Origin of the sequence: Steroidobacter flavus, from assembly GCF_042651805.1 — a bacterium.
In the GTDB taxonomy this organism is placed as follows: Bacteria; Pseudomonadota; Gammaproteobacteria; order Steroidobacterales; family Steroidobacteraceae; genus Steroidobacter; species Steroidobacter flavus.
Genome location: NZ_JBHSDU010000003.1, coordinates 2,205,721 through 2,227,845, shown reverse-complemented (window position 1 = coordinate 2,227,845; position 22,125 = coordinate 2,205,721). Strand labels below are relative to the sequence as shown.

At 62.3% G+C, this 22,125-nt stretch carries 24 protein-coding genes; 12 read left to right on the top strand and 12 right to left on the bottom strand.

Annotation, left to right across the window (positions count from 1 at the left end; translation table 11 throughout):
- Positions 1 to 53: 53 nt before the first annotated feature.
- From dapF to ubiB, 9 genes are all read left to right on the top strand, one after another.
- Positions 54 to 872, top strand: a complete 819-nt coding sequence (gene dapF, locus ACFPN2_RS15205; RefSeq protein WP_380600139.1) for a diaminopimelate epimerase — start codon at positions 54 to 56, stop codon at positions 870 to 872.
- 28 nt (positions 873 to 900) lie between these two features.
- Positions 901 to 1,647, top strand: coding sequence for a DUF484 family protein (locus ACFPN2_RS15200; RefSeq protein ID WP_380597937.1), 747 nt, complete (start codon positions 901 to 903; stop codon positions 1,645 to 1,647).
- A gap of 26 nt (positions 1,648 to 1,673) precedes the next feature.
- Complete coding sequence (gene xerC / locus ACFPN2_RS15195; RefSeq protein WP_380597935.1) at positions 1,674 to 2,576, top strand: tyrosine recombinase XerC; 903 nt, start codon at positions 1,674 to 1,676, stop codon at positions 2,574 to 2,576.
- A 22-nt stretch (positions 2,577 to 2,598) separates the two neighbouring features.
- On the top strand, positions 2,599 to 3,135 hold the full coding sequence (hslV, locus tag ACFPN2_RS15190; RefSeq protein WP_380597933.1) for an ATP-dependent protease subunit HslV: 537 nt from the start codon (positions 2,599 to 2,601) through the stop codon (positions 3,133 to 3,135).
- A gap of 19 nt (positions 3,136 to 3,154) precedes the next feature.
- Positions 3,155 to 4,483, top strand: a complete 1,329-nt coding sequence (gene hslU, locus ACFPN2_RS15185; RefSeq protein ID WP_380597931.1) for an ATP-dependent protease ATPase subunit HslU — start codon at positions 3,155 to 3,157, stop codon at positions 4,481 to 4,483.
- 13 nt (positions 4,484 to 4,496) lie between these two features.
- On the top strand, positions 4,497 to 4,901 hold the full coding sequence (locus tag ACFPN2_RS15180; RefSeq protein WP_380597929.1) for a gamma-butyrobetaine hydroxylase family protein: 405 nt from the start codon (positions 4,497 to 4,499) through the stop codon (positions 4,899 to 4,901).
- A gap of 126 nt (positions 4,902 to 5,027) precedes the next feature.
- Positions 5,028 to 5,798, top strand: a complete 771-nt coding sequence (ubiE, locus tag ACFPN2_RS15175; RefSeq protein ID WP_380597927.1) for a bifunctional demethylmenaquinone methyltransferase/2-methoxy-6-polyprenyl-1,4-benzoquinol methylase UbiE — start codon at positions 5,028 to 5,030, stop codon at positions 5,796 to 5,798.
- Position 5,799: 1 nt separating this feature from the next.
- Positions 5,800 to 6,393: a ubiquinone biosynthesis accessory factor UbiJ gene (locus tag ACFPN2_RS15170; protein ID WP_380597925.1), complete on the top strand. Its 594-nt coding sequence runs from the start codon at positions 5,800 to 5,802 to the stop codon at positions 6,391 to 6,393.
- 3 nt (positions 6,394 to 6,396) lie between these two features.
- Positions 6,397 to 8,034: a ubiquinone biosynthesis regulatory protein kinase UbiB gene (gene ubiB / locus ACFPN2_RS15165; protein ID WP_380597923.1), complete on the top strand. Its 1,638-nt coding sequence runs from the start codon at positions 6,397 to 6,399 to the stop codon at positions 8,032 to 8,034.
- Here the strand turns inward: ubiB and ACFPN2_RS15160 are convergent, their stop codons facing one another.
- The 3 genes from ACFPN2_RS15160 to ACFPN2_RS15150 form a co-directional block, all read right to left on the bottom strand.
- Positions 8,035 to 8,685 (bottom strand): DedA family protein, encoded by a 651-nt coding sequence (locus tag ACFPN2_RS15160; RefSeq protein ID WP_380597922.1) that lies wholly within the window; start codon positions 8,683 to 8,685, stop codon positions 8,035 to 8,037.
- 12 nt (positions 8,686 to 8,697) lie between these two features.
- Positions 8,698 to 9,069, bottom strand: a complete 372-nt coding sequence (panD, locus tag ACFPN2_RS15155; RefSeq protein WP_380597920.1) for an aspartate 1-decarboxylase — start codon at positions 9,067 to 9,069, stop codon at positions 8,698 to 8,700.
- Between the two features lie 80 nt (positions 9,070 to 9,149).
- A complete protein-coding gene (locus ACFPN2_RS15150) occupies positions 9,150 to 9,710 on the bottom strand; it encodes an LOG family protein (RefSeq protein ID WP_380597918.1) in 561 nt (186 codons plus the stop codon).
- 187 nt (positions 9,711 to 9,897) lie between these two features.
- Between ACFPN2_RS15150 and ACFPN2_RS15145 the strand changes: the two genes are divergently transcribed.
- Positions 9,898 to 11,394 (top strand): putative bifunctional diguanylate cyclase/phosphodiesterase, encoded by a 1,497-nt coding sequence (locus ACFPN2_RS15145; protein ID WP_380597916.1) that lies wholly within the window; start codon positions 9,898 to 9,900, stop codon positions 11,392 to 11,394.
- Between the two features lie 503 nt (positions 11,395 to 11,897).
- Here ACFPN2_RS15145 and trpA read toward each other — a convergent pair.
- From trpA to ACFPN2_RS15105, 8 genes are read right to left on the bottom strand one after another with little or no spacing between them, the layout of a single operon-like run.
- Positions 11,898 to 12,668: a tryptophan synthase subunit alpha gene (trpA, locus tag ACFPN2_RS15140; RefSeq protein ID WP_380597914.1), complete on the bottom strand. Its 771-nt coding sequence runs from the start codon at positions 12,666 to 12,668 to the stop codon at positions 11,898 to 11,900.
- Positions 12,668 to 13,912 (bottom strand): tryptophan synthase subunit beta, encoded by a 1,245-nt coding sequence (gene trpB, locus ACFPN2_RS15135; RefSeq protein WP_380597913.1) that lies wholly within the window; start codon positions 13,910 to 13,912, stop codon positions 12,668 to 12,670. The genes trpA and trpB overlap by 1 nt, the downstream gene beginning before the upstream one ends.
- The gene (locus tag ACFPN2_RS15130; protein WP_380597911.1) at positions 13,909 to 14,505 is read right to left on the bottom strand and encodes a phosphoribosylanthranilate isomerase; all 597 of its coding nucleotides are present in this window, start codon (positions 14,503 to 14,505) and stop codon (positions 13,909 to 13,911) included. Before ACFPN2_RS15130 ends, trpB begins: the two co-directional genes overlap by 4 nt.
- Positions 14,506 to 14,513: 8 nt before the next feature.
- Positions 14,514 to 14,660: a hypothetical protein gene (locus ACFPN2_RS15125; RefSeq protein ID WP_380597909.1), complete on the bottom strand. Its 147-nt coding sequence runs from the start codon at positions 14,658 to 14,660 to the stop codon at positions 14,514 to 14,516.
- A 2-nt stretch (positions 14,661 to 14,662) separates the two neighbouring features.
- Positions 14,663 to 15,535: an indole-3-glycerol phosphate synthase TrpC gene (locus tag ACFPN2_RS15120; protein ID WP_380597907.1), complete on the bottom strand. Its 873-nt coding sequence runs from the start codon at positions 15,533 to 15,535 to the stop codon at positions 14,663 to 14,665.
- A gap of 1 nt (position 15,536) precedes the next feature.
- Complete coding sequence (trpD, locus tag ACFPN2_RS15115; RefSeq protein ID WP_380597905.1) at positions 15,537 to 16,580, bottom strand: anthranilate phosphoribosyltransferase; 1,044 nt, start codon at positions 16,578 to 16,580, stop codon at positions 15,537 to 15,539.
- Positions 16,577 to 17,185: an anthranilate synthase component II gene (locus tag ACFPN2_RS15110; RefSeq protein ID WP_380597903.1), complete on the bottom strand. Its 609-nt coding sequence runs from the start codon at positions 17,183 to 17,185 to the stop codon at positions 16,577 to 16,579. The genes trpD and ACFPN2_RS15110 overlap by 4 nt, the downstream gene beginning before the upstream one ends.
- On the bottom strand, positions 17,182 to 18,567 hold the full coding sequence (locus ACFPN2_RS15105) for an anthranilate synthase component I family protein (protein ID WP_380597901.1): 1,386 nt from the start codon (positions 18,565 to 18,567) through the stop codon (positions 17,182 to 17,184). Before ACFPN2_RS15105 ends, ACFPN2_RS15110 begins: the two co-directional genes overlap by 4 nt.
- Before the next feature lie 422 nt (positions 18,568 to 18,989).
- On the opposite strand from ACFPN2_RS15105, the gene ACFPN2_RS15100 reads away from it, so the two are divergent.
- Both ACFPN2_RS15100 and ACFPN2_RS15095 read left to right on the top strand, forming a co-directional pair.
- Complete coding sequence (locus ACFPN2_RS15100) at positions 18,990 to 20,420, top strand: OprO/OprP family phosphate-selective porin (protein ID WP_380597899.1); 1,431 nt, start codon at positions 18,990 to 18,992, stop codon at positions 20,418 to 20,420.
- Positions 20,421 to 20,448: 28 nt separating this feature from the next.
- Positions 20,449 to 21,471 (top strand): sulfate ABC transporter substrate-binding protein, encoded by a 1,023-nt coding sequence (locus tag ACFPN2_RS15095; protein ID WP_380597897.1) that lies wholly within the window; start codon positions 20,449 to 20,451, stop codon positions 21,469 to 21,471.
- A gap of 130 nt (positions 21,472 to 21,601) precedes the next feature.
- Here the strand turns inward: ACFPN2_RS15095 and ACFPN2_RS15090 are convergent, their stop codons facing one another.
- On the bottom strand, positions 21,602 to 22,060 hold the full coding sequence (locus ACFPN2_RS15090; protein ID WP_380597895.1) for a hypothetical protein: 459 nt from the start codon (positions 22,058 to 22,060) through the stop codon (positions 21,602 to 21,604).
- Positions 22,061 to 22,125 lie beyond the last annotated feature (65 nt).

The window sequence follows — 22,125 nt, the reverse complement described above, 5'->3', positions numbered from 1 at the left end:
CCGGACTGTGCTGGGTTTCGCGTTGTCACGAATGATATGCTTCGCGCATGCGCCTGTCTTTCACCAAGATGCAGGGCCTGGGCAACGATTTCATCGTATTCGACGCTCCGGCCGGCACTGAACTGCCCTCCGCCGAAGTGTTTCGCCGCCTCGCCGACCGTCGCGTCGGGATCGGTTTCGATCAGGCACTGGTACTGATGCCCCCCGCTAAAACCGGCTTCGATGTGTTCTATCGCATCTTCAACGCCGACGGCTCGGAGGTCGAGCAGTGTGGTAACGGCGCGCGTTGTATCGCCAGCCTGGTCGCTCGCAAGCTCGGTAAATCCAGCGTGCAGATGGACAGCCCCGGCGGCCGGGTCAACGGCTTCCTGAGGGACGACGGCCTGGTGTCCGTCGATATGGGCGTGCCCGACTTTTCGCCCGCGTCGCTGCCGTTCGAAGCTTCACGAGAAGCCGACGTGTATCCGCTGCGGGTCGGCGAGAAGGAGCTGCAGATCGGCGCCGTTTCGATGGGCAACCCGCATGCGGTCATGCAAGTGCCTTCGGTGCGGGATGCCGCCGTGGACACGCTGGGGCCCGCGGTAGAGAATCATTCCCGCTTCCCGAAGCGCGCCAACGTGGGCTTCATGGAAGTGGTGAGCCCGACTCACATCCGGCTGCGGGTGTTCGAGCGCGGCGTAGGGGAGACGCAAGCCTGTGGCACCGGCGCGTGCGCCGCTGTCGCAGTCGGACGACGATGGGGTCTGCTGCAAGCGGAAGTGCAGGTGGACGCGCCGGGCGGTCGCATGATGGTGCGCTGGCCCGGACCTGGCGAAGCGCTGTGGCTCACCGGCCCGGCGGTCACCGTTTTCGAAGGGACGGTGGAAGTTTGAACGCGAATCGAGAGAACAAGGCAACTGTATGAGCAAGCAACCGGTCCGCGGTGCCGATGTGGAAACGCTCACCCCGGCGGTGACCAGCAAGCTGGCTGACAGTGGGCCCAGCGAGGCCGAAATCGCCGATTACCTGCAGAACAACGCCGACTTCTTCGAGCGGCACGCCACGCTGCTCACCAAGCTCAAGCTCCCGCACAGCCGTGGCAATGCCACCGTGTCGCTGGTCGAGCGTCAGGTCTCGGCGCTGCGTGAGAAAAATCAGGCATTGGAATCCCGTCTGCGCGAGCTGATCGACGTGGCTCGGAGCAACGACGTGCTGGCCGCGAAAATCCATCGCCTCGCCAGCCGCCTGGTGCGCGCACGCAATGCCGCCACCTTGCTGGACTCGATGGAAACATCGCTGCGGGAAGACTTCGGCGCTTCCGAATGGTTGCTGCTGCTCGCACCGACCCGCGCGACCGGCTTCACCAGCATCGACAGCCGTCATCTGCGCCTGATCGACCCGAACGCGACCGAGTTGAAAATGTTCGACACCCTGTTCGAATCGGCCCGGCCCCGCTGCGGTCAGATTCGCGACAGCCAACGTGACTTCCTGTTCGGCGCCGGCACGATCGAGATCGGCTCCGCCGCGCTGGTGCCGCTGGGCCGCGAGCTCGGCTTCGGTCTGCTGGCGATCGGCAGCCCGGATGCGCAACGTTTCCACCCCACCATGAGCACCGACTTCCTGGCGCGCATCGGTGACCTGGTGAGCGAGGCCGTCGCGGCCGCCTGATTTCGCGGTCGCGCGGGCGTCGATCAATGGATGAGTCCGCCCTCGCCTGGCTGCCGAAATTCTTCAGCCACCTGTCCGTGGAGCGGCGCATGTCGCCGCACACGGATTCCAACTATCGTCGCGACCTGAAACGTTTCGTCGCTCATTGCGACAAGCACGGCCTGACCGATTGGTCGAAGGTCGACGGTCAGCATGTTCGTTCCTTCGCCGCCGCCGAGCATCGCTCCGGCGCTTCGCCTCGAACCATTCAACGGCGCCTGAGCGCGCTGCGCAGTTTTTATAACTTTCTATTGCGCGAGAACGTGGTCAAGGCCAACCCCGGCGTCGAGGTGCAGGCGCCGAAAGCCAAGAAACGTTTGCCCTCGACCATCGACGTCGATCAGATGACCCGCCTGCTCAGCTTCCGCACCGTCGAAGAAATCAGTGCGCGCGACAAGGCGATGATGGAATTGTTTTATTCCTCGGGCCTGCGTCTGTCGGAGCTGGTCGGACTCGATCTGACCGACATCGACCTGGCAGATCGCACCGTTCGCGTGCTCGGCAAAGGCGGCAAGACTCGCGTCGTGCCTGTCGGCCGCTACGCGGTGGAAGCGATCAGTCGCTGGCTGCTCGAGCGCACCAAGCTCGCCGACGTAGGAAATACCGCGCTGTTCGTCGGCAAACGCGGCGATCGCATCAGCCCGCGCTCGGTTCAGAAACAAGTGGCAGCGTGGGCCCAGAGCCAAGGCCTGGGCGTGCACGTTCACCCGCACATGTTCCGCCATTCGTTCGCCACGCATCTGCTGGAGTCCAGCCAGGATCTGCGTGGCGTACAGGAACTGCTGGGTCATGCCAACATAGCAACCACTCAGATTTATACCCACCTTGATTTCCAGCACCTAGCCAAGATCTACGATGCTGCCCACCCGCGGGCACGCCGGAAGAGCTGACGGCGCGGTAAGCAGACAGAACATGAGCGAATCACCCCACGCAACCACCATCCTCTCCGTCCGTCGCAACGGCATCGTTTGCATCGGCGGCGACGGTCAGGTCTCCTTAGGGAACACCGTCATGAAGGGCAACGCCCGCAAGGTGCGGCGCCTTTACGACGGTAAAGTGCTGGCAGGTTTCGCCGGCGGCACCGCCGACGCGTTCACGTTGTTCGAGCGTTTCGAAGCCAAGCTGCAGCAGTACGGCAACTTGACGCGCGCCGCCATCGAGCTCGCGAAGGACTGGCGCAGCGATCGCAGCCTGCGCCGCCTGGAAGCTCTGCTGTGCGTGGCCGACACCAAGAGCTCGTTCATTATTTCGGGCAACGGCGACGTCATCGAGCCCGAAGACGATATCATGGCCATCGGCTCCGGCGGCCCGTTCGCTCAATCCGCCGCCCGCGCGTTGTTACAGAACACCGAGCTCGATGCCCGCACGATCGTGGAGAAGGCATTGAACATTGCCGCCGATATTTGTATCTACACCAATCGCAATCTCACGATCGAAGAGTTGAAATAACTCTTCCACCTGTATGTCAATGACTCCCAGAGAAATCGTTCAAGAGCTCGACAAGCACATTGTCGGCCAGGGCGCGGCCAAGCGCGCCGTCGCCATCGCGTTGCGCAACCGTTGGCGCCGCATGCAGGTCGCCGAAGCGCTGCGCGCTGAAATCACGCCGAAGAACATTCTGATGATCGGCCCCACCGGCGTTGGCAAGACCGAGATCGCCCGTCGTCTCGCCCGCCTCGCGCGGGCGCCGTTCATCAAAGTCGAAGCCACCAAATTCACCGAAGTCGGTTACGTCGGCCGCGAGGTCGATTCCATCATCAAGGATTTGATGGACGTCGCGGTCAAGATGACTCGCGAAGAAGAAATGGAAAAGGTGCGTCATCGCGCCATGGATGCCGCCGAGGAGCGCGTGCTCGATGCGTTACTGCCGCGTCCCAAATCCATGGGCTTCACCTCCGAGCCCGAGCCCACGCCGCGCGACGGCGAAACGCGGCAGAAATTCCGCAAGATGCTACGCGAAGGCCAGCTCGACGATCGTGAGATCGAGATCGAAGTCCGCGCCCTGCCGGTCGGCGTCGAGATCATGGCGCCCGCCGGCATGGAAGACCTCACCAATCAATTGCAGAGCATGTTCTCCAACCTCGGCGGCTCGCGCACCAAGACGCGCAAAGTGAAAGTTCGTGAAGCCTTCAAGCTGCTCACGGACGAAGAAGCCGCGAAGATGGTCAACGAAGAAGAGCTGAAGATGCGCGCGTTACAAAACGCCGAGCAGAACGGCATCGTGTTCATCGACGAGATCGACAAGATCGCGCGTCGCCAGGAAACTCACGGCGCCGACGTTTCGCGTGAAGGCGTGCAGCGTGATTTGCTGCCGCTCGTGGAAGGCAGCACCGTTACGACCAAGCACGGCATGGTGAAGACGGACCATATCCTCTTCATCGCGTCCGGCGCGTTTCATATGTCCAAGCCTTCGGACCTGATTCCCGAATTGCAGGGTCGCTTTCCGATTCGAGTGGAGCTCGATGCGCTCAAAGTCGAAGACTTCATTCGTATTCTCACCGAGCCCGATGCCTCGCTGTGCACTCAGTACAAGGCGCTGCTCGCGACCGAAGGGGTCACGCTCGAGTTCAACGAGAGCGGTGTCCGCCGAATTGCCGAGGTCGCGTATCAAGTGAACGAGCGCACCGAAAACATTGGCGCGCGTCGCTTGCACACGGTGCTGGAGCGCCTGCTCGAAGTGTTGTCGTATGAAGCGGCCGACAAGAATGGTTTCAATGTCACCGTCGACCAGGCCTATGTGGAGAAGCACCTGGGCGAACTGGTGAAGGATGAAGACCTGACCCGTTACATCCTGTAGCGTCAGACCGGCCATGCCGCATCCGACCAACATCAAATCGCGGACCAAGTCCCGCGTGCTGGAAGTGAGCTTCGACGACGGCTCGGTGTTCGAGCTGCCGTATGAATATCTGCGGGTGTTCTCGCCGTCGGCCGAGGTGCGCGGTCATGGCCCGGGCCAGGAACAGCTGCAGCTCGGCAAGCACGAAGTCACGATCACTCAGGTCGAGCCGGTGGGCAACTACGCCGTCAAACTGGTGTTCGACGACGGCCACAATACCGGCCTCTACACCTGGGCCTACCTGTACGAGCTGGGCCGGGACCGGCCGCAGAAATGGCAGAGCTATCTGGACCGGCTCAAGGAACTGGGCATCGCTTATCCGACCGTGCTGCCGAAAAAGCCGGCGGGCGCGTTTTCGTTGAAGCCGCCGCCGCGGTAGCCGATCCCGAGCCTGTCGATATCGCTACGTTCGCCGGCCAGGACATTTCCCTGCCACGGATGACAGATGAAGTCGCAGGTCAGTGGCGATCTTGATTAAAATGGCTCGTCACAGCCAGCGACGACCATGACCGCCAACTCCCCCAAGTCTTCCCAGGACGCCACCACCGACTTCGGCTACCAGCAGGTGCCGGTCGCGGAAAAACAGGCGCGGGTCCGGGCCGTGTTCGAATCGGTCGCGGGCAACTACGACCTGATGAACGACTTGATGTCGGCGGGCACGCACCGGCTGTGGAAGCGCTTCGCACTGTCGCAGACCGGTTTGCGTCCCGGCCAGCGTGCACTCGACGTGGCCGGCGGCACCGGCGACCTGTCGGCGGGCATGTGCAAGCAGGTCGGCGAAGACGGCTTGGTCGTTTTGACCGATATCAATCCGGCGATGCTGGCGGAAGGTCGCGACGCGATGACCGACCGCGGCTTCGTGAACAATGTTCGCTACTCGCTCGCCAACGCCGAGCGGCTGCCGTTTCCCGACAGCACCTTCGATTGCGTGACCATTGGCTTTGGATTGCGCAATGTCACGGACAAGGCTGCGGCTCTGCGCTCCATGACGCGCGTCCTGAAGCCCGGCGGTCAGCTGCTGATCCTCGAGTTCTCGCATCCTGTCGTTCCGGGCTTGAAGCCGCTGTACGACGCCTATTCGTTCTCCGTGTTGCCCTGGCTGGGCAAAGTCGTGGCGCGCGATGAGGCCAGCTATCGTTACCTGGCCGAATCGATTCGCAAGTTCCCCACGCAGCCGGCCTTGATCGAAATGATGCAGGAGGCGGGGCTGGAGAACTGCAAATATCACAATCTCACCGGCGGCATCGTCGCCCTGCATCGCGGCTATCGTTTCTGATATGCGCCTGACGCCGCTGGAATCCGCGCTCAATCGCAACATCGCCGCTTCATCGGCGGCGCGTGCGTTGTGTCGTCGTCTTGATTCGAAGGTGCTGGCACTGCATATCGATGGCTTGCCACTCAGCATTTATTTCAAGTCGAACGGCGAGCAGATGTCGCTCGACACTCAGCACGACGGCACGCCGAATGCGACGCTGTCGGGCACGCCGTTGTCGTTGCTTCGCATGGCCGGCCCCGCGCCTGAAACGGCGTTGCGGACCAGCTCGGTGCACATTCACGGCGATGCCGAGATTGCGCAAACCTTCAGCGAGCTGCTCAAGCATGCGCGCCCCGATCTGGAAGAAGAGCTGTCGCGAGTCATCGGCGATGTCGCCGCTCACCAGGTCGGCAACGTCGCGCGCTCGGCGCTCGGCTTCGCACGACGGGCCGCGGACACCTTTGCGCAGAATGTTTCTGAATATCTCCAAGAAGAAGGGCGCGATGCTCCCAGCCGGACTGAAGCGGACGAATTCCTCACAGGCGTCGACAAGGTGCGCGACGATGTCGATCGCTTCGAAGCTCGCCTGGCCCTGCTCGAACGCAAGCGCGGTTGACGCATGCGCCTGAGAGTTCTTTCCCGGCTGCTGCAGATTCAACGCGTCCTGGTGCGTCATCGCCTGGACGAGATCATCGTCGCGACCCATCTGTTCCGGCCGGTCCGGTTCGCGTTCTATCTGTCGCCGAACACCTGGTTCCGGCGCAAGGCCTCGGCCTCGCGCGGCGAACGGTTGCGCCTGGCGCTGGAAGAGCTGGGCCCGATCTTCATGAAGTTCGGCCAGACGCTCTCGACCCGTCGCGACCTGCTGCCGCGAGACATCGCTGACGAGCTGGAGAAGTTGCAGGACCGCGTGCCGCCGTTCTCGAACGAAGCGGCGCGTGCGATTGTTGAGTCGGCCTATGAGCGTCCGGTTGGCGATGTGTTCGCTCGCTTCGATGCCGCCCCGCTGGCGGCGGCCACCATCGCGCAGGTACATGGCGCTCAGCTGAAAGATGGCAAAGAAGTGGTCGTCAAGATCGTACGGCCTGGCATTCGCAAGCTGATCGAGCGCGATGTCGAAGTGCTGTATGCGCTCGCCGACCTGGCGAATCGTTACTGGAGCGATGCGCCGAAGCTGCGGCCGGTCGAGCTGGTTCGCGAATATGAAAAGACCATTCTCGATGAGCTGGACCTGAAGCGCGAAGCCGCCAACGCCGCGCAGCTCAAACGTAACTTCGTGAACTCGCGGTTGTTGTACGTGCCCGAGGTTTATTGGGATTACACCCGCAGTAACGTGATGGTGATGGAGCGGGTGCAGGGCGTGCTGATCAATGACGTCGCCGAACTGCAGCGTCGCGGTGCGAACATTCAGCGGCTGGCCGAGAATGGCGTGGAGATCTTTTTCACGCAGGCGTTCCGTCACAACTTTTTCCACGCCGACATGCATCCCGGCAACATCTTCGTGCTGCTCGACAATCCCGAGCAGCCTCAATACGCCGCAGTCGACTTCGGCATCGTCGGCACGCTGGCACCGCGCGACCAGCATTATCTCGCTGAGAACTTTCTTGCGTTCTTCGAGCATGACTATCGCCGGATCGCTCAGCTGCATATCGACTCGGGCTGGATTCCTTCGCACGTTCGCGTCGATGAGCTGGAGTCGGCGGTGCGGACGGTGTGCGAGCCTATTGCCAATAAGCCCCTGCGGGAGATTTCGTTTGGCCAGGTATTGATCAGCCTGTTCGAAGCGGCCCAGCGCTTCGATGCGCAGATGCAGCCTCAGCTCATGCTGATTCAGAAGACACTGCTGCAGATCGAGGGTGTCGGTCGTCAGCTGTACCCGGACCTGGACCTTTGGAAGACCGCTCAGCCGTTGCTACGGCAGTGGGTCGCCGAACGCTGGAGTTTGCGTGCTTTGGCCCGCGATGTGCGGAAACAGCTGCCGGATATGTTGCAGGCGATTCATCAATTGCCGCCGCTCGTCGAGAATGCGATCCAACGCGCGTCGGACGGTCGCTTCCGCGTACCCATCGATACGACGGAGATCGAACGTCTCAAACAGACCATCCAAGAAGACGGCCGCCGCCGCGACGTCACTATAGTGACCGCCGCCGGCGCGCTGATCAGCGTCCTGCTCCTCGTGAGTGAAACCGGCCCGGATTGGCTCGCCTACACGCTACTCGGCGCGAGCATCGCGGGCCTGTTCACGCTGCGGAAGTAGTTACGCGCCGGCCGGCTTGTTCGGGCGGAGCAGTTCCCACACGACCGGCATCACCGAAATCACGATGATCAAAATCGTGACGATGCCGAAGTTCTCCTTGATGAGCGGTACATTGCCGAACAAGTACCCGCCCCAGATGAAAATCGACACCCACAGGAACCCGCCCAGCAAATTGTAGGTGAAGAACTTGGCTCGATTCATATCGCCCACGCCCGCCACGAACGGCGCGAACGTCCGCACGATCGGGACGAAGCGAGCCAGCACGATGGTCTTGCCGCCGTACTTCTCATAGAACGCGTGCGTCCGATCCAGATATTCCTTCTTCAGCCAGGGAATGGTCCCGCTGAACGCCTTCGGCCCCACCGCCCGGCCGATACGAAAGTTGGTCGCATCGCCCAGCCAGGCGGCAATCATCAACATCGCCCACAACGCCGGCGCATTCAATGTCCCGGTGGTATCGACCGCCGCCAAGGCACCCAGTGCAAACAATAAGGAATCGCCGGGCAAGATAGGCGTCACCACCACGCCGGTCTCGCAAAAAATAATCACGAACAGGATCGCGTAGATCCAGTAGGAATAATCGGCGATCAGCTCGATGAGATGTTTATCGAGATGCAGGATGAAATCGATGAACCAGGTGACCAGCTCCATACGAACGGCGCCTTACGACGCGGCCCGCAGCGGTTTCACGCGGGGCTGATTGTTCTCGTCGACGAGCACGACGATGGGCTGGTGATTCTCGACCTCGGCTTCCGAATACTGAGAATACGAGCAGATGATCAGCAGATCCCCGACCATCGCCCGGCGGGCGGCCGCGCCGTTCAACGAGATCGCGCCGGAGCCGCGAGGCGCCTTGATGATGTAGGTCGAGAAGCGCTCGCCGTTGTTGACGTTATACAGCTCGATGTACTGATTTTCCCGAAGACCGGACGCTTCCAGCAGCCCTTCGTCAATACCGCACGATCCTTCGTAATCGAGATCGGCCTGGGTCACGCGCACCCGGTGCAGCTTGGCCTGGAGCATGGTTCGGAACATAGGAATCCTCTACGGTCGATGAGCGGCCCGAAGGCTGCAGGCCGGGGGCATCAGTGTCAAGGTGACTCGTGGCAGCGGAATTACGCCGCTGGGGCGATTTTGGCGGCGGCCTGCAGCTGATCGAGCAACGGCCCGACCTCGGTCCCGACCAGCAGCGCGGCCCGATGCTGCGCCTGCTGAAAGCCCTCGGACACGGCCAGATCCAGGTATTGGACCAGATGATCGTAATAGCCGCGGAAATTCAGCAGGCCGCTGGGCTTTTTATGCAGCCCCAGCTGGGCCCAGCTCCAGGCCTCGAACAGCTCGTCCATGGTGCCGATGCCCCCAGGTAGGGTCAGAAAGGCGTCGGACATTACACCCATTTGAAACTTGCGCTCCGACAGGGTGCTGACGACCCGAAGATCGGTCAAACCACGGTGACCCGCTTCGCGCTCCAGCAACATTTGGGGAATGATGCCGACGACCCGCCCGCCGGCCGCCAGCGCCGAGTCCGCGAGGGCGCCCATCAGCCCCACCTTGCCGCCGCCGTAAACCAGGGTGAGCTGTCGCTCGGCGATCAGGCGACCGGTCTCCCGGGCCAGGTCCATATATTCAGGGCGGTGGCCCGGGTTGGAGCCGCAAAACACACAGATGGAGCGCATGCCCCGATTCTAACCGAGGTCGCATTACGTTAATCGAGACGACGAGCCGTGCGAACCGGCGCACACTTCGCGACTTGGACGATGGCTGTCAGTGTTCTTTGGGCCTAGGGGGCTCAAGCCCCAGGGTCTGTGCCCGATATGTTCAACAGACGTCTCGCTCGGCGGGGCACGACGACGCTTTGGTTACATGCAAGGGACTTTTCACTACTGGCTGGCGTATTTGCCGTTGCTCGCGATCCTCGCGGCCCCCACCGCTGTCGCCACCTGGTTCGCGATCCAATTGCATCGGGAGCGGGTCCTGCGCCGACGTGACGGCGCCGATTATCTGACCGGCCTGCCCACCCGGCGCGCCGCCGCGGCCGTCGCCGCCCAAGCCATTGTCGATGCCAAGCACAGCGGCAATGAATTCGCGGTCATCGTCCTCAACGTCGATCGCCTCAAGCCCCTCAACGATTCGCTCGGTCACCAGGCCGGCGACGAGCTGTTGCTCGCGTTGTCGCAACGATTGCGGGGCGTGCTCGGTTACAACAACGTGCTCGCCCGACTGGCGGGTGACGAGTTCACCATCATCGCGCGCGAGCTGAAGGGCCCGCGCGAGGCCGAGGCGCTGGTCAACAAGATTACCGAAGCGGTGCGCGAGCCGTTCGTCATTGCGTCGTTCGACATTCATACCTCGCTGACCATGGGCGTCAGCATGTATCCGCTCGATGGCGAAACGTTCGACGTGCTGTTGCGTCGGGCGGAGATGGCCCTGCGCAGCGCGAAAGCATCGACGCGCGGCAGCTATCGTTTCTACGCATTGGAAATGTCGAATGCCGCGGACGAGCGCGTGGCGCTGGAGAACGATCTGCGTCGGGCGATCGAGCTGGGTCAGCTGGAGCTGCACTATCAGCCCAAGGTCGACATCGGCACCAATCGCATTCGTAGCGCTGAAGCCTTGCTTCGCTGGCGTCATCCCACGCGCGGGCTGGTGCCGCCGAATGTTTTCATTCCCATTGCCGAAGACACCGGACTGATCGTGCAGATCGGCGAGTGGGTGCTACGCACCTCCTGCAGCCAGGTGCGTTCCTGGATCGATTCAGGAATGTCGCCGGTGCGCGTGGCGGTGAATCTTTCAGCCAAACAATTCCGGCACGTCGATCTGGTCGCGGTGGTGCGCTCCGCGCTCGACGAGGCGCAACTGCAGCCCGGTTATCTGGAGCTCGAGCTCACCGAAAGCGCCATCATGGACGACGCCGAGAAGTCGGCTTCGACGCTGGAATTCCTGAGCACCATGGGCGTGCATATTTCCATCGACGACTTCGGCACCGGTTATTCGAGCTTGAGTTATCTGCGCCGCTTCCCGCTCGACAAGCTGAAGATCGATCGCAGCTTCGTGCGCGACCTGATGTCCAATCCGGACGACGCGTCCATCGTCAAAGCCATCATCTCGCTTGCTCACAACTTGCGGCTGCGTGTGGTGGCGGAAGGCGTCGAAACCGCCGAGCAACTCGGCTACTTGCGCGAGTTGGGCTGCGATCAGTATCAAGGATTCTTCTGTAGTCCGGCGGTGCCGGCACCGGCCTTCGAAGCGCTGCTGCTGAAGATGCGCGCCGATCTTCCAGAGCTGACCGAAGAAGACATGCTCCGTACGCAGAGCCGTCTGTCAGCGTTCTCGCCGGAAAGCGCTAGTAGTGATCGGTAGCGCGGCGGCCGCGTGTCTGCCGGCGCTCGTTTCCTGAAAAGCCCGCCATCACCATACCGATGTCGCTGTTCCGGCGCGGCCCGGAGCGACGATCCTTGTGATGTTTGAACCTACAGCCGCAAGTCTTGGCATCGCAGCTGGGCAGCGGCAGGCGCGGCGCCTGCCGGGACAAAAAGCGCTGACCGGAAAATCGATAAGCAGCGGCGCAGGCATCGGTACCAGGCAGCACCGACACGGCGTGATATGGATTAGTCTGAGTAGCAGATGGACGAGCGGGCTCAGGGGCTTTCTTGGCCCCAAACAACCCTGCGAAAAATCCTGGAGACTTCGACGCCATCACTCCCCGCCCACATCGTCTTTTGGCGGATTGTTCCTGGAGTCACGGCCGCAACGCAAGTGAACGATGGACCCATCGCGCCACTACGTCACCTGAACGTAGCAGCGCGTTCATCAACTGGAAATATTTACCGTCGCTCGCGCACGACAGTGTCGACGCTCGCTGCTTACTCGCGTAGCGAGAGCAGGAATTTCGCCGGGTCTTCGCCTCGCTCCAGCACTTCGACCAGCGCCGAGCCGACGATCGCGCCATCGATGAACGGCGCCAGGCGTTGCACTTGCTCGCGACTGCGAATGCCGAAGCCCGCGCACACCGGCACCGGCGAAATCTTTTTGACGCGCTCGAAGTACTGCAATACTTCTTCAGGAACCGCCACGTTCTTGCCGGTCGTGCCCGTCATGGTCACCGCATAAATGAAACCGCCGCTGCCTTCGGTCAGCATCTGCATGCGCTCCACCGGCGTCACCGGTGTCACAAACTGAACGAGCGCCAGGCCGCGCGCATCCAATGCGTTACGCAGCTCGTGACTTTCTTCGAACGGCAGATCGGGAACGATGAAGCCCGCGATGCCGGCACGCGCCGCGTCCTCGGGCAACTTGTCGATGCCATAGGCGAGCAGCGGATTCAGATAGCTCATCAGCAGCAACGGCGCCTTCGGCTTCACTTCCGCACGCGTCAGCTCCTGCAGAATCCAGCGCAACGACACGCCTTGATCCAGAGCGGCGCGACTGGAACGCTGAATGGTCGTGCCGTCGGCCATCGGGTCGGTGAACGGCACACCGACTTCGACGACATCGGCCACGGCGCCGACCGCGTTCAGTTGCTGAATGAAACTTTCCTTCTTGGGAAAGCCCGCGGTGATGTAAGCGATCAGCGCCGGCTGACCCGTGGCGCGTCGGTTGCGAATCGCGGTGCTGATGGAATCACGAGCGGGCATCAGAGCACATCCTTCAACAGAGTACGTTGCAACGTCGGCATGTCTTTGTCGCCGCGACCCGAGAGCGCGATCAGAATGCGCTTGCCCGGATTGGCGAGGGCAGAGCGTTTCGCGCCGGCCAGTGCGTGCGACGATTCGATCGCAGGCAGAATGCCTTCGGCCGCACAACACTCGGCCAACGCGGCGAGCGCGTCGTCGTCGTTCACGGCTTCGTACTTCACGCGATCGATGCTCGCAAGCAGCGCGTGCTCCGGACCGACACCGGGATAGTCGAGACCCGCCGACACGGAATGCGTTTCTTGAATCTGGCCGTTCTCGTCCTGTAACAACAACGAGAAACATCCTTGCAGGACACCCGGCGTGCCGTAAGCGATGGACGCCGCGTTCTGACCGAGCCCCGAGCCGATGCCGCCGGCTTCGAGACCGAGCATCTGCACGTCCTTGTCTTTGACGAACGGATGGAACATGCCGATCGCATTCGAGCCGCCGCCGACACAGGCGACGACGAGGTCGGGCAACTTGCCGGTGCGCTCGAGGATCTGCACGCGAGCTTCGCGACCGATGACCGACTGCAACTCACGCACGATGTAAGGATACGGATGCGGACCGATCGCCGAGCCCAGGCAGTAATACGTGCCGTTCGGATCGGACACCCAGTCACGCAGCGCTTCGTCGACAGCAGCGCGCAATGTTTTGTCGCCGCTGGTGACCGGAACGACCGTGGCACCGAGCAACTTCATGCGGCCGACGTTCGGCGCCTGACGCTCCATGTCGACCGAGCCCATATACACCGTGCACGGCATGCCGAGTCGTGCGCACGCGGCGGCCGATGCAACACCATGCTGACCTGCGCCGGTCTCGGCGATCACTCGCTTCGCGCCGAGTTTCTTCGCCAGCAGCACCTGGCCGATGGAGTTGTTGATCTTGTGCGCGCCGGTGTGCGCGAGGTCTTCGCGTTTCAACCAGATTTCAGCGCCCCATTTCTGTGACAGGGTGCGCGCGAAGGTCAGCGGTGTGGCGCGACCGACCCAGTTGTGCAGCTCGTCGTGAAATTCGCGCAGGAACTCCGGATCGCGCAGATATTTGTCGACGCCGACCTGCAACCGGTCGAGCGCCGGCACCAGCGTCTCCGGAATATAGCGACCGCCGAAGGGGCCGAAGCGGCCGCGCTCGTCGGGATAGGCGTCCTGCTGGACGTTGGCGATCAGCGTCTGCTGCTCGCTCTTGCTCAAGGAATGTTTCATTTCGTTGCTCCGCTGCCCGCCGCCCTTGCGATACGGACAAAGTCATAAATCTTCTGTGGATCCTTCACGCCGGGCCGCGCTTCTACACCGCTGCTCACGTCGACGCCCCACGGCTTTGCCGCGGCGATCGCATCGGCCACGTTCGCCGGCTTCAAGCCACCCGCCAATATCAGCTGCGTACGAGCCGCGAGCCTTGCGGCGGCCGACCAATCTGTCGTCTCGCCCGTGCCGCTCGTCGGGCCTTCGAATAGCAGTCGCGACGGCAGCGTCGCTGGCAGTTCACGGCCTGCTCGAAACACCGGCGTCACTTTCAAATCCGTCGGCACCTGCAGCGACGCGAGATCGTCGGCATCCGTTTGCAAAACATCCGGCCGGAACTGCGACCACACCTCGTCGATCTCGGCCTGCGATGGATGCAACATCACTGCGACCCTCACGATCTCACGTGGTACATCGCGCGCCAGCTCCGCCGCCTGTCGCGGCGTTACTCGGCGCTTCGATTCGGCGAATACGAAACCGACCGCGTCCACGCCGGCATCGACCGCCGCCGCGACAGCATCGGGCGTGGTCAAGCCACAGACTTTGACCCACATGCTGTCGCTCACAACTCGACCGTGCGCGTGGTCGCCATTTGCTGGATGCACTGGCCGCCGTGGATGGCAGCGATGTCGTGCTCCGCGTGATGGCAGCGACGCGTGCCATCGAGGCAAAGGTCGAGTGCGAGCATTGAGGGTCGCGTGGCGCTCATTCTCAGCTCACTTCGCCCTTCGCGATGCGCAGCTTGCGAGTGGCCATGCCCATCGCGGTCTGACGACCGGTCGCGAGCATCTTGCCCAGCAGCTCCCGCGGTTGCGGCGAGTTCATGAGCGTCGTGCCGATCAGGGCGACGCGATAACCGAGGCTGACGATCTTCGTCACATCGTCGAGCGTATTCACACCGCTCTCAGCCACCGGCGCGAAGCCGGTCGGCATGCTATCGGCGAGATCCGACAAGCGCGACAGCTCGACGGTGAGCTTGTCCAGATCGCGGCAATTGAGCCCGACCAGGATCTGCTCATCGTGCCCTCGGCGCAGCGCCAGCACTTCGCGCGCGATCTGCAGATCGGCGGCGTCGAAGGCTTCGAGCAAAACAAACATCTTCAGCATCGCCGCGCAGTCGAGCAGCGCCGTGATGCGACTCTTGTCGAGCATGCGAACGATGACGAGCACGCCACCCGCGCCAGCCACCCGACCTTCGATCACTTGATAAGGATCGATGAGAAAGTCTTTGCGCATCACCGGCACGTTGTGAGGTGCAAGCACGCGCGCCGCTTTGGTCAAATGTTCGAGCTTGCCACCGAAGCGCAGCGGCTCGGTGAGCACGGACACCGCGCACGCTCCACCGCACGCATATTCAGTAACGCGACTTTCCACATCGCTGGTGTTGGCAGACAAATCGCCGGCCGACGGCGAATGCAATTTGCACTCAGCAATGACGTCGAAACCTTCGGGCGACAGCCGCAGCGGAGGTGCCGCCGGCATATCGCAGGCTCGCGCCCACAACGCCTTTTCGGGTTCGCGCGCACGCGCTTCTTCGAGCCGCGTCTGGCTCGATTGAGTCATTTGAGCAAGCAAGCCGGACATATCAGCGCCCCTGGCTCGCGGCCGATTGCTTCTGGCCGAAAGCCGTCAATTTTTCCAGCAGACGCCGCCCGGCGCCGCTCTCGATGGCATCCTGCGCCATATGCGCCGCATCCTGCGCCGAAGCGGCTTTACCGAGCAATTCGAGCACCAGCGCCGCTTGCAGGATCAACGCGTTGCGGTGAGCACCCTGCTCCCGCCCCTCCAAAACGGCGCGCAAATGCTCGGCGTTGTAGGCCGCATCGCCACCCTTCAACTCTTCGACGCTGCATTGGGGCAGCATGAATTCCTCGGCGCTACGGGTCGTCCGCACAACCTTGCCGGGCGTGACGTCGAACAGCGTGAACGGCCCGATCGGCGTCGCTTCATCCCATCCCGACGCGCCGTGCACAACGTAAGCGCGCTTCAACGGCATGCCCGCCATCGTCTCGGCCATCAACGCCGCGATGTCGACGTTATAAGCGCCGATCAAATGAAAATCCGGCTCGGCGGGATTCGACAACGGGCCGAGAATGTTGAACACAGTACGTACGCCGAGCGCTTGCCGAATCGGCATCACCGCTTTCATCGCCGGGTGATAGTGAGGCGCGAAGAAAAACGTAAAGCCCGTCGAGCCCAAACATTCACCGGCGGTCCGCTCATCGAGCGGCAGATTCAAGCCAAGCGCTCGGATGACATCCGCGCTGCCGCTGCGACTGGAAACGGAGCTGGTGCCGTGCTTCGCGACACGAATGCCCATCGACGCGACCAGCAACGCAGCACCGGTGGAAAGATTGAAACTGCCCGAACCATCGCCGCCCGTGCCGACCATATCGACCAACGGCCCGCCCGGCGGCAACTCCGGACGACGCGCGAGCTTGCGCATGCTCTTCGCAAAACCGCGCACTTCATCCGCCGTCACGCCCTTCGCTCGCAACGCTGCGAGGACCGCGCCGCCCATGGCGGGAGCAAGCGTCGGATCGGTCAACGCCACCAGCAGCTCCGAGGCTTCCTGCTCGCTCAAGTTATTGCGGTCGAGCAATCGTTCGAGCGTCTGGCGCATGATCATGCCGCTCGCTTGCCGGAACGCTGCTGCAGGAAGTTGCCCATCAGCACCGGCCCTTGCGGGGTCAGCACGCTTTCGGGATGGAACTGCACGCCTTCGATGTTGAAGGTCTTGTGCCGCACGCCCATGATTTCGCCTTCATCGGTGCGCGCTGTCACTTCGAGCGTATCGGGCAGCGTGTCGGGCTGCGCGATCAGCGAGTGATAGCGGCCCGCTTCGAACGGCTCGGGCATGTTCTTCAGAATGCTCTGGCCGTCGTGATGAACCAGTGACGTCTTGCCATGCATGAGACGACCGGCCCGAACAACTTTACCGCCGAAGACTTCGACGAGTGACTGATGTCCAAGGCAGACGCCGAAAATCGGCACTTCGCCCGCGAACGCTTCGATCATTCGCATCGACACGCCCGCATCGTATGGCGTGCCGGGGCCCGGCGAGATGCACAGATGCGTGGGCTTCAGCGACTTCGCTTGATCGACCGTGATGCTGTCGTTCCGATGCACGAGCACTTCGGCACCGAGCACCATGAAGGCCTGCACCAGGTTGTAGGTAAACGAATCGTAGTTGTCGATCAGCAGCAAACGCGCTGTTTCTTGATGGTGGCTCACAACCCTTCCTCCGCCAACGCCAGGGCACGACGCAGGATGGCGCTCTTGGCCAGGACTTCTTGATATTCGGCGGCCGGGACACTGTCCGCGACCACACCCGCGCCTGCTTGATAACTATAAGTATCGCCGCGGAAGACCATCGTACGAATGGTGATCGCGTGATCCATGTCGCCGCCGTGGCCGAAATAGCCGACGGTGCCGCCGTAGAAGCCGCGTCGTATCGGCTCCAACTCATCGATGATTTCCATCGCGCGCACTTTCGGCGCGCCGACCAGCGTGCCCGCCGGGAAAGCAGCAGCAAACAAATCGAAGGCATCTTTGCCGGGCGCCAGCTCGCCGTTCACACCGCTGACGATGTGCATCACATGGCTGTAGCGCTCGATACTACGATAGGGATTCACATTGACCGTGCCGGCCTTCGCAACTCGACCCAGATCGTTGCGGGCCAGATCGACGAGCATGATGTGCTCGGCGTTTTCCTTCGGATCGGCCAGCAGCTCTTTTTGTAACAAAGCATCTTCGACCGAATCGCGACCGCGCGGCCGGGTGCCGGCGATCGGACGCATCGAGCCGCGACCGCGCGACAACTTCACCAACGCTTCCGGCGAGGAACCGACGATAGTCGCGTCGCCCAGCTCGCAGAAATACATATAAGGAGAGGGATTCAGCAGACGGAGCGCGCGATAGGCCTCGAACGGCTCCATCTCACATAGACCGGCAAAGCGCACCGACAACACCAGCTGATACACATCGCCGGCGGCGATGTACTCCTTCACACGATGCACGCCCTGGATGTACTGCTCTTCGGTGAGGCTGCCGACGGCCGGCGAATACTTGATCTTCTTGTCGCTGGCCGGAATGGCACCGCGCAGTGCCTTGACGACTTCCCGGCGCAGAGCAATTCGCTCGCTTTCGCTGCCGGCATGCAAGAGCGCGACGCCGCGGGTGAGGTGATCGAAGACGAGCAGTGAGCGAGGGGCGAGGTAGTGCGCTTCGGGGGTGGGCTCGGCCAGCGGCGTTCGCGGCGGAAGGCGCTCGAAGCGGCGCACCAAATCGTAGCTCGCGGCACCGACCAAACCACCCGGCAACGGCACGCCAGGAATCTGCGGACTGGGCTGGGGTGCTCGGGCCAGTGCACTGCGCAGTGCACTCAACAACTCGGCCTGGGTTTGCGGCGGCGGGCCGATGCGGCCGTCGATGCTCAGGCCCCGCTCATCGAGCCGGACCTCCAGGCAGTCGCCGAAGCCGATGAAGGAATACCGCGCCAGCCGTTCGCCGCCCTCGACGCTTTCCAGCAGAAAGCGCGGCTTGAACGGCTTGAGCTTCAAATAGGCCGAGACTGGAGTATCCAGGTCTGCGGCGATGTCGAAGGGTGGTTGCACTGAACTGTCCTCGGCGATGAACCGTGCTCTTCGGTCCGGCGAGGGGCGATAAAAAACCCATCTCCGGATCGGTGCGCGGAGATGGGTTCTTTGGATGCTTGGCTAGTGTGTGTTTGTTACGCCCAGCGAGCTCCAGCGGCCCTCTCCTGTGAGGGTCGCCACCACCAGCGATGGGATGCAAGCGACTGAATCATGGGCGCGAGTATTACCGGCCGCCCGAGCCTCAGTCAACTTCCCTGTATGCAATCGGGTTATGTCCCGGTAAGCGCTCGGGTCCGCAAGTTCTACCTACGCGCCCGGGTTGATACCCGTTTGTCACGTTACCCCGACTGATCGATCACCTGCCCCCTCCTACGATTGCCCTCGGGCCGTCGCAACTGGTTAACGGTGCTGCCACTTCCGAACATTCATGGGGGAATCTTATGTCTTCCAATGCAATCCGAGGCAGCCTCGGCCTGGTCCTGAGTCTGGCCATGGTCAACGTCCATGCGGACGAACTGGCCGATCTGCGTCAACGGCTGGATGAGCAGGAACAAAAAATCCGCATTCTCGAACGCAAGCTCGAATTGAACGAAGAAGCGGCGAAGGCCGCGGTGCCAATCACGCCCATCGTGCGCGCGTCGCCTCAGCAAGGCTTTCGCATTCAGTCCGCCGACAGCGCCAACGTCGCCCGCTTCCGCGGCACGCTGCATTTCGACGGGCGCTATTTCCCGGACGACGTCACGCCTGCCACCGCCGACACCTGGATCCTGCGACGCGTGCGCCCGACGTTCGAAGGCACGTTGAACAAGATTTATGACTTTCGCTTCACGCCGGATTTCGCCGGCGGCCGCACCATCATCCTCGACGCATTCCTGGCCGCGCGCTTCAAACCGTGGGCGACCGTCACTGCCGGTAAGTTCAAAGTGCCGGTGGGTCTCGAACGGCTGGTATCGGCCAACGATCTGCGTTTCATCGAACGCGGCTTTCCCACCAGCCTGGTGCCCAACCGCGATCTGGGTGTGCAGATTGGCAGCGACATCATCGGCGGCGTGGTGAATTATTCGATCGGCTATTTCAACGGCGTGAGCGACGGGAGCAGCAGCGACGCCAACACGCCGAACCCGGATGTGGAGAACGACACCAAGGGCGATTGGGCCGCGCGTGTGTTCTTCCAGCCCTTCCTGAACTCCGACAACTTCGCACTCCGCGGCCTGGGTTTCGGCATCGCGGGCACGTACGTGAATTCGACCGGCAGCACGACGAGCTCGCTGCTTCCCGCTTACCGAACGCCGGGTCAACAGACATTCTTCAGTTATCGCGCCACGACCGCGGCAAGTGCTACTGCGCCCGCCGTGAACGGCACGATCGCCGATGGCGAGCGTTTGCGCTGGACGCCGCAAGCGTACTACGCGCTCGGCAGCTTCGCCGTGCTCGGCGAGTACGTGAAGGTTTCTCAGGAGGTCTCGCGACTCACGCCGACCGCGGGCCTGCGTCGCGCGACGCTCGACAACTCCGCCTGGCAGCTGCAATTCGCGTGGTTCGCGACCGGCGAAGACCAATCCTTCCGCGGTTTCACGTCGCAATCCGTGTTCGATCCGAGCCAGGGCACTTGGGGCGCGATCGAGCTGGTCGCACGCTATCACGAGCTCGATATCGACGACGACGCGTTCGTCGGCGATGCCGATTCGTTCGCCAACCTGGCCACCAGTGCCAGCAAAGCCAGCGCGTGGGGCGTGGGCGTGAACTGGTATCTGACCCAGAACTACAAATGGTCGCTCGACTACGACGTCACCCGCTTCGATGGCGGCGCCGCCACCGGCGACCGCCCCGACGAGAAAGCTTTGTTTACCCGCTTCGCGGTGGGTTTCTGATCATCGTTACTACTGGAGATAGCAACTCATGACTGGTTCCAAACTGTTCTCATGGCGCAAGTGGGCGGGCATCGCGCTCGCCGGCTTCGCCCTCAGCGGTCCGGTGGCGCAAGCCGCCGACGTGACTCTGCTGAATGTTTCTTACGATCCGACACGCGAGCTCTACGAGGACTACAACAAAGCGTTCGAGGCGTACTGGCAGAAGAAGACCGGCGACAAAGTCACGATCAAACAATCGCACGGTGGCTCGGGCAAACAGGCGCGCACTGTCATCGATGGCCTGCCAGCCGACGTTGTGACATTGGCGCTCGCCGGCGATATCGACGCCCTCGCCACCAACGGCAAATTGTTGCCGGTGAACTGGCAGTCCCGCCTGCCGCACAACTCTTCGCCGTACACCTCGACCATCGTATTCCTGGTACGCAAGGGCAATCCGAAAGGCATCAAGGATTGGGCCGATCTAGTGAAGCCGGGCGTGGAAGTGATCACGCCGAATCCGAAGACGTCAGGCGGCGCGCGTTGGAATTATCTCGCCGCCTGGGCGTGGGCGTTGAAGCAGCCCGGCGGCAGCGAAGCTTCTGCGAAAGAGTACACGAAGAAGCTGTACAGCCACGTGCCCGTGCTTGACACCGGCGCCCGCGGCTCGACGACGACGTTCGTCCAGCGCGGCATCGGCGATGTGCTGCTGGCGTGGGAGAACGAAGCGTTCCTCTCGATTAAAGAGCTGGGCCCGGACAAGGTGGAAATTGTGGTGCCGAGCCTGAGCATCCTGGCCGAGCCGCCGGTGACGGTGGTCGACAAGGTCGTCCTGAAGCGAGGCACGCGCGATGTGGCGACCGAGTACCTGAAGTACCTGTACAGCCCGGAAGCGCAGGAGATCATCGCCAAGAACTTCTACCGCCCGATCGACCAGACCGTAGCCGCGAAGTACGAGAAGACGTTCCCGAAGCTGCCGCTGGTGACCATCAAGGATTTCGGCGGTTGGGAACAGGCGCAGAAGGTGCACTTCGCCGACGGCGGCGTCTTTGATCAAATCTACGCACCGAACTGATCGCTTAATCGGAGCCACCCTAGGCACATGGATGTGCCTCGCCGCCTAAGAGGCGGCGGCTCCGAGGGAAAAACCATGTTTTTTCCCGACGGAGCACGACCGTCGTGACAGGAGTCCGATCGGTCGTTTTTTATTCGTCGTCGCGCTTGTTCTGCTCGACGCGCTTCCTCAGCTCCATCCATTCCTGCAGCTTCTTCAGGTCGGTCGGCTTGCGCTTCGGGTCGGCGGCGGGCTTGAGTGGCGCTTTGCCGCCACTATTGTACGGGTTGGTGCCAACGTTGCCGCGCGCTGTCGAGGAATTGTCGTAAGGATTGGAGCCGCCGCCGGGCTTGCGGGGCTCGGGCTCCAGCCCCGGCGGCCGCTGATGAGTGGCGGTATCGGCGATGGACAGATCGTTCAGGTCGAGCTTCTTCAGGCGCTGCGTGCTGATGTCGCGGCTGTAGACGCCGGTCTCGAGCTGCCATTCCCACACCGAGTTGCCGCGCTCATCATAGGAGATCCGTCCGGAGCGCTTGTCGGCTTGCGAGTCGTCGGCAGCTCCGGTTGGGGCGGGAGGCTCCTGGGATCGTTTATCCCGGGGATCGCTCATGAAAGGGCCATCTCTTGAACCACTGGATGCCGGAGATTCTGTGCTGCTGCAGATGACAAAGCAAT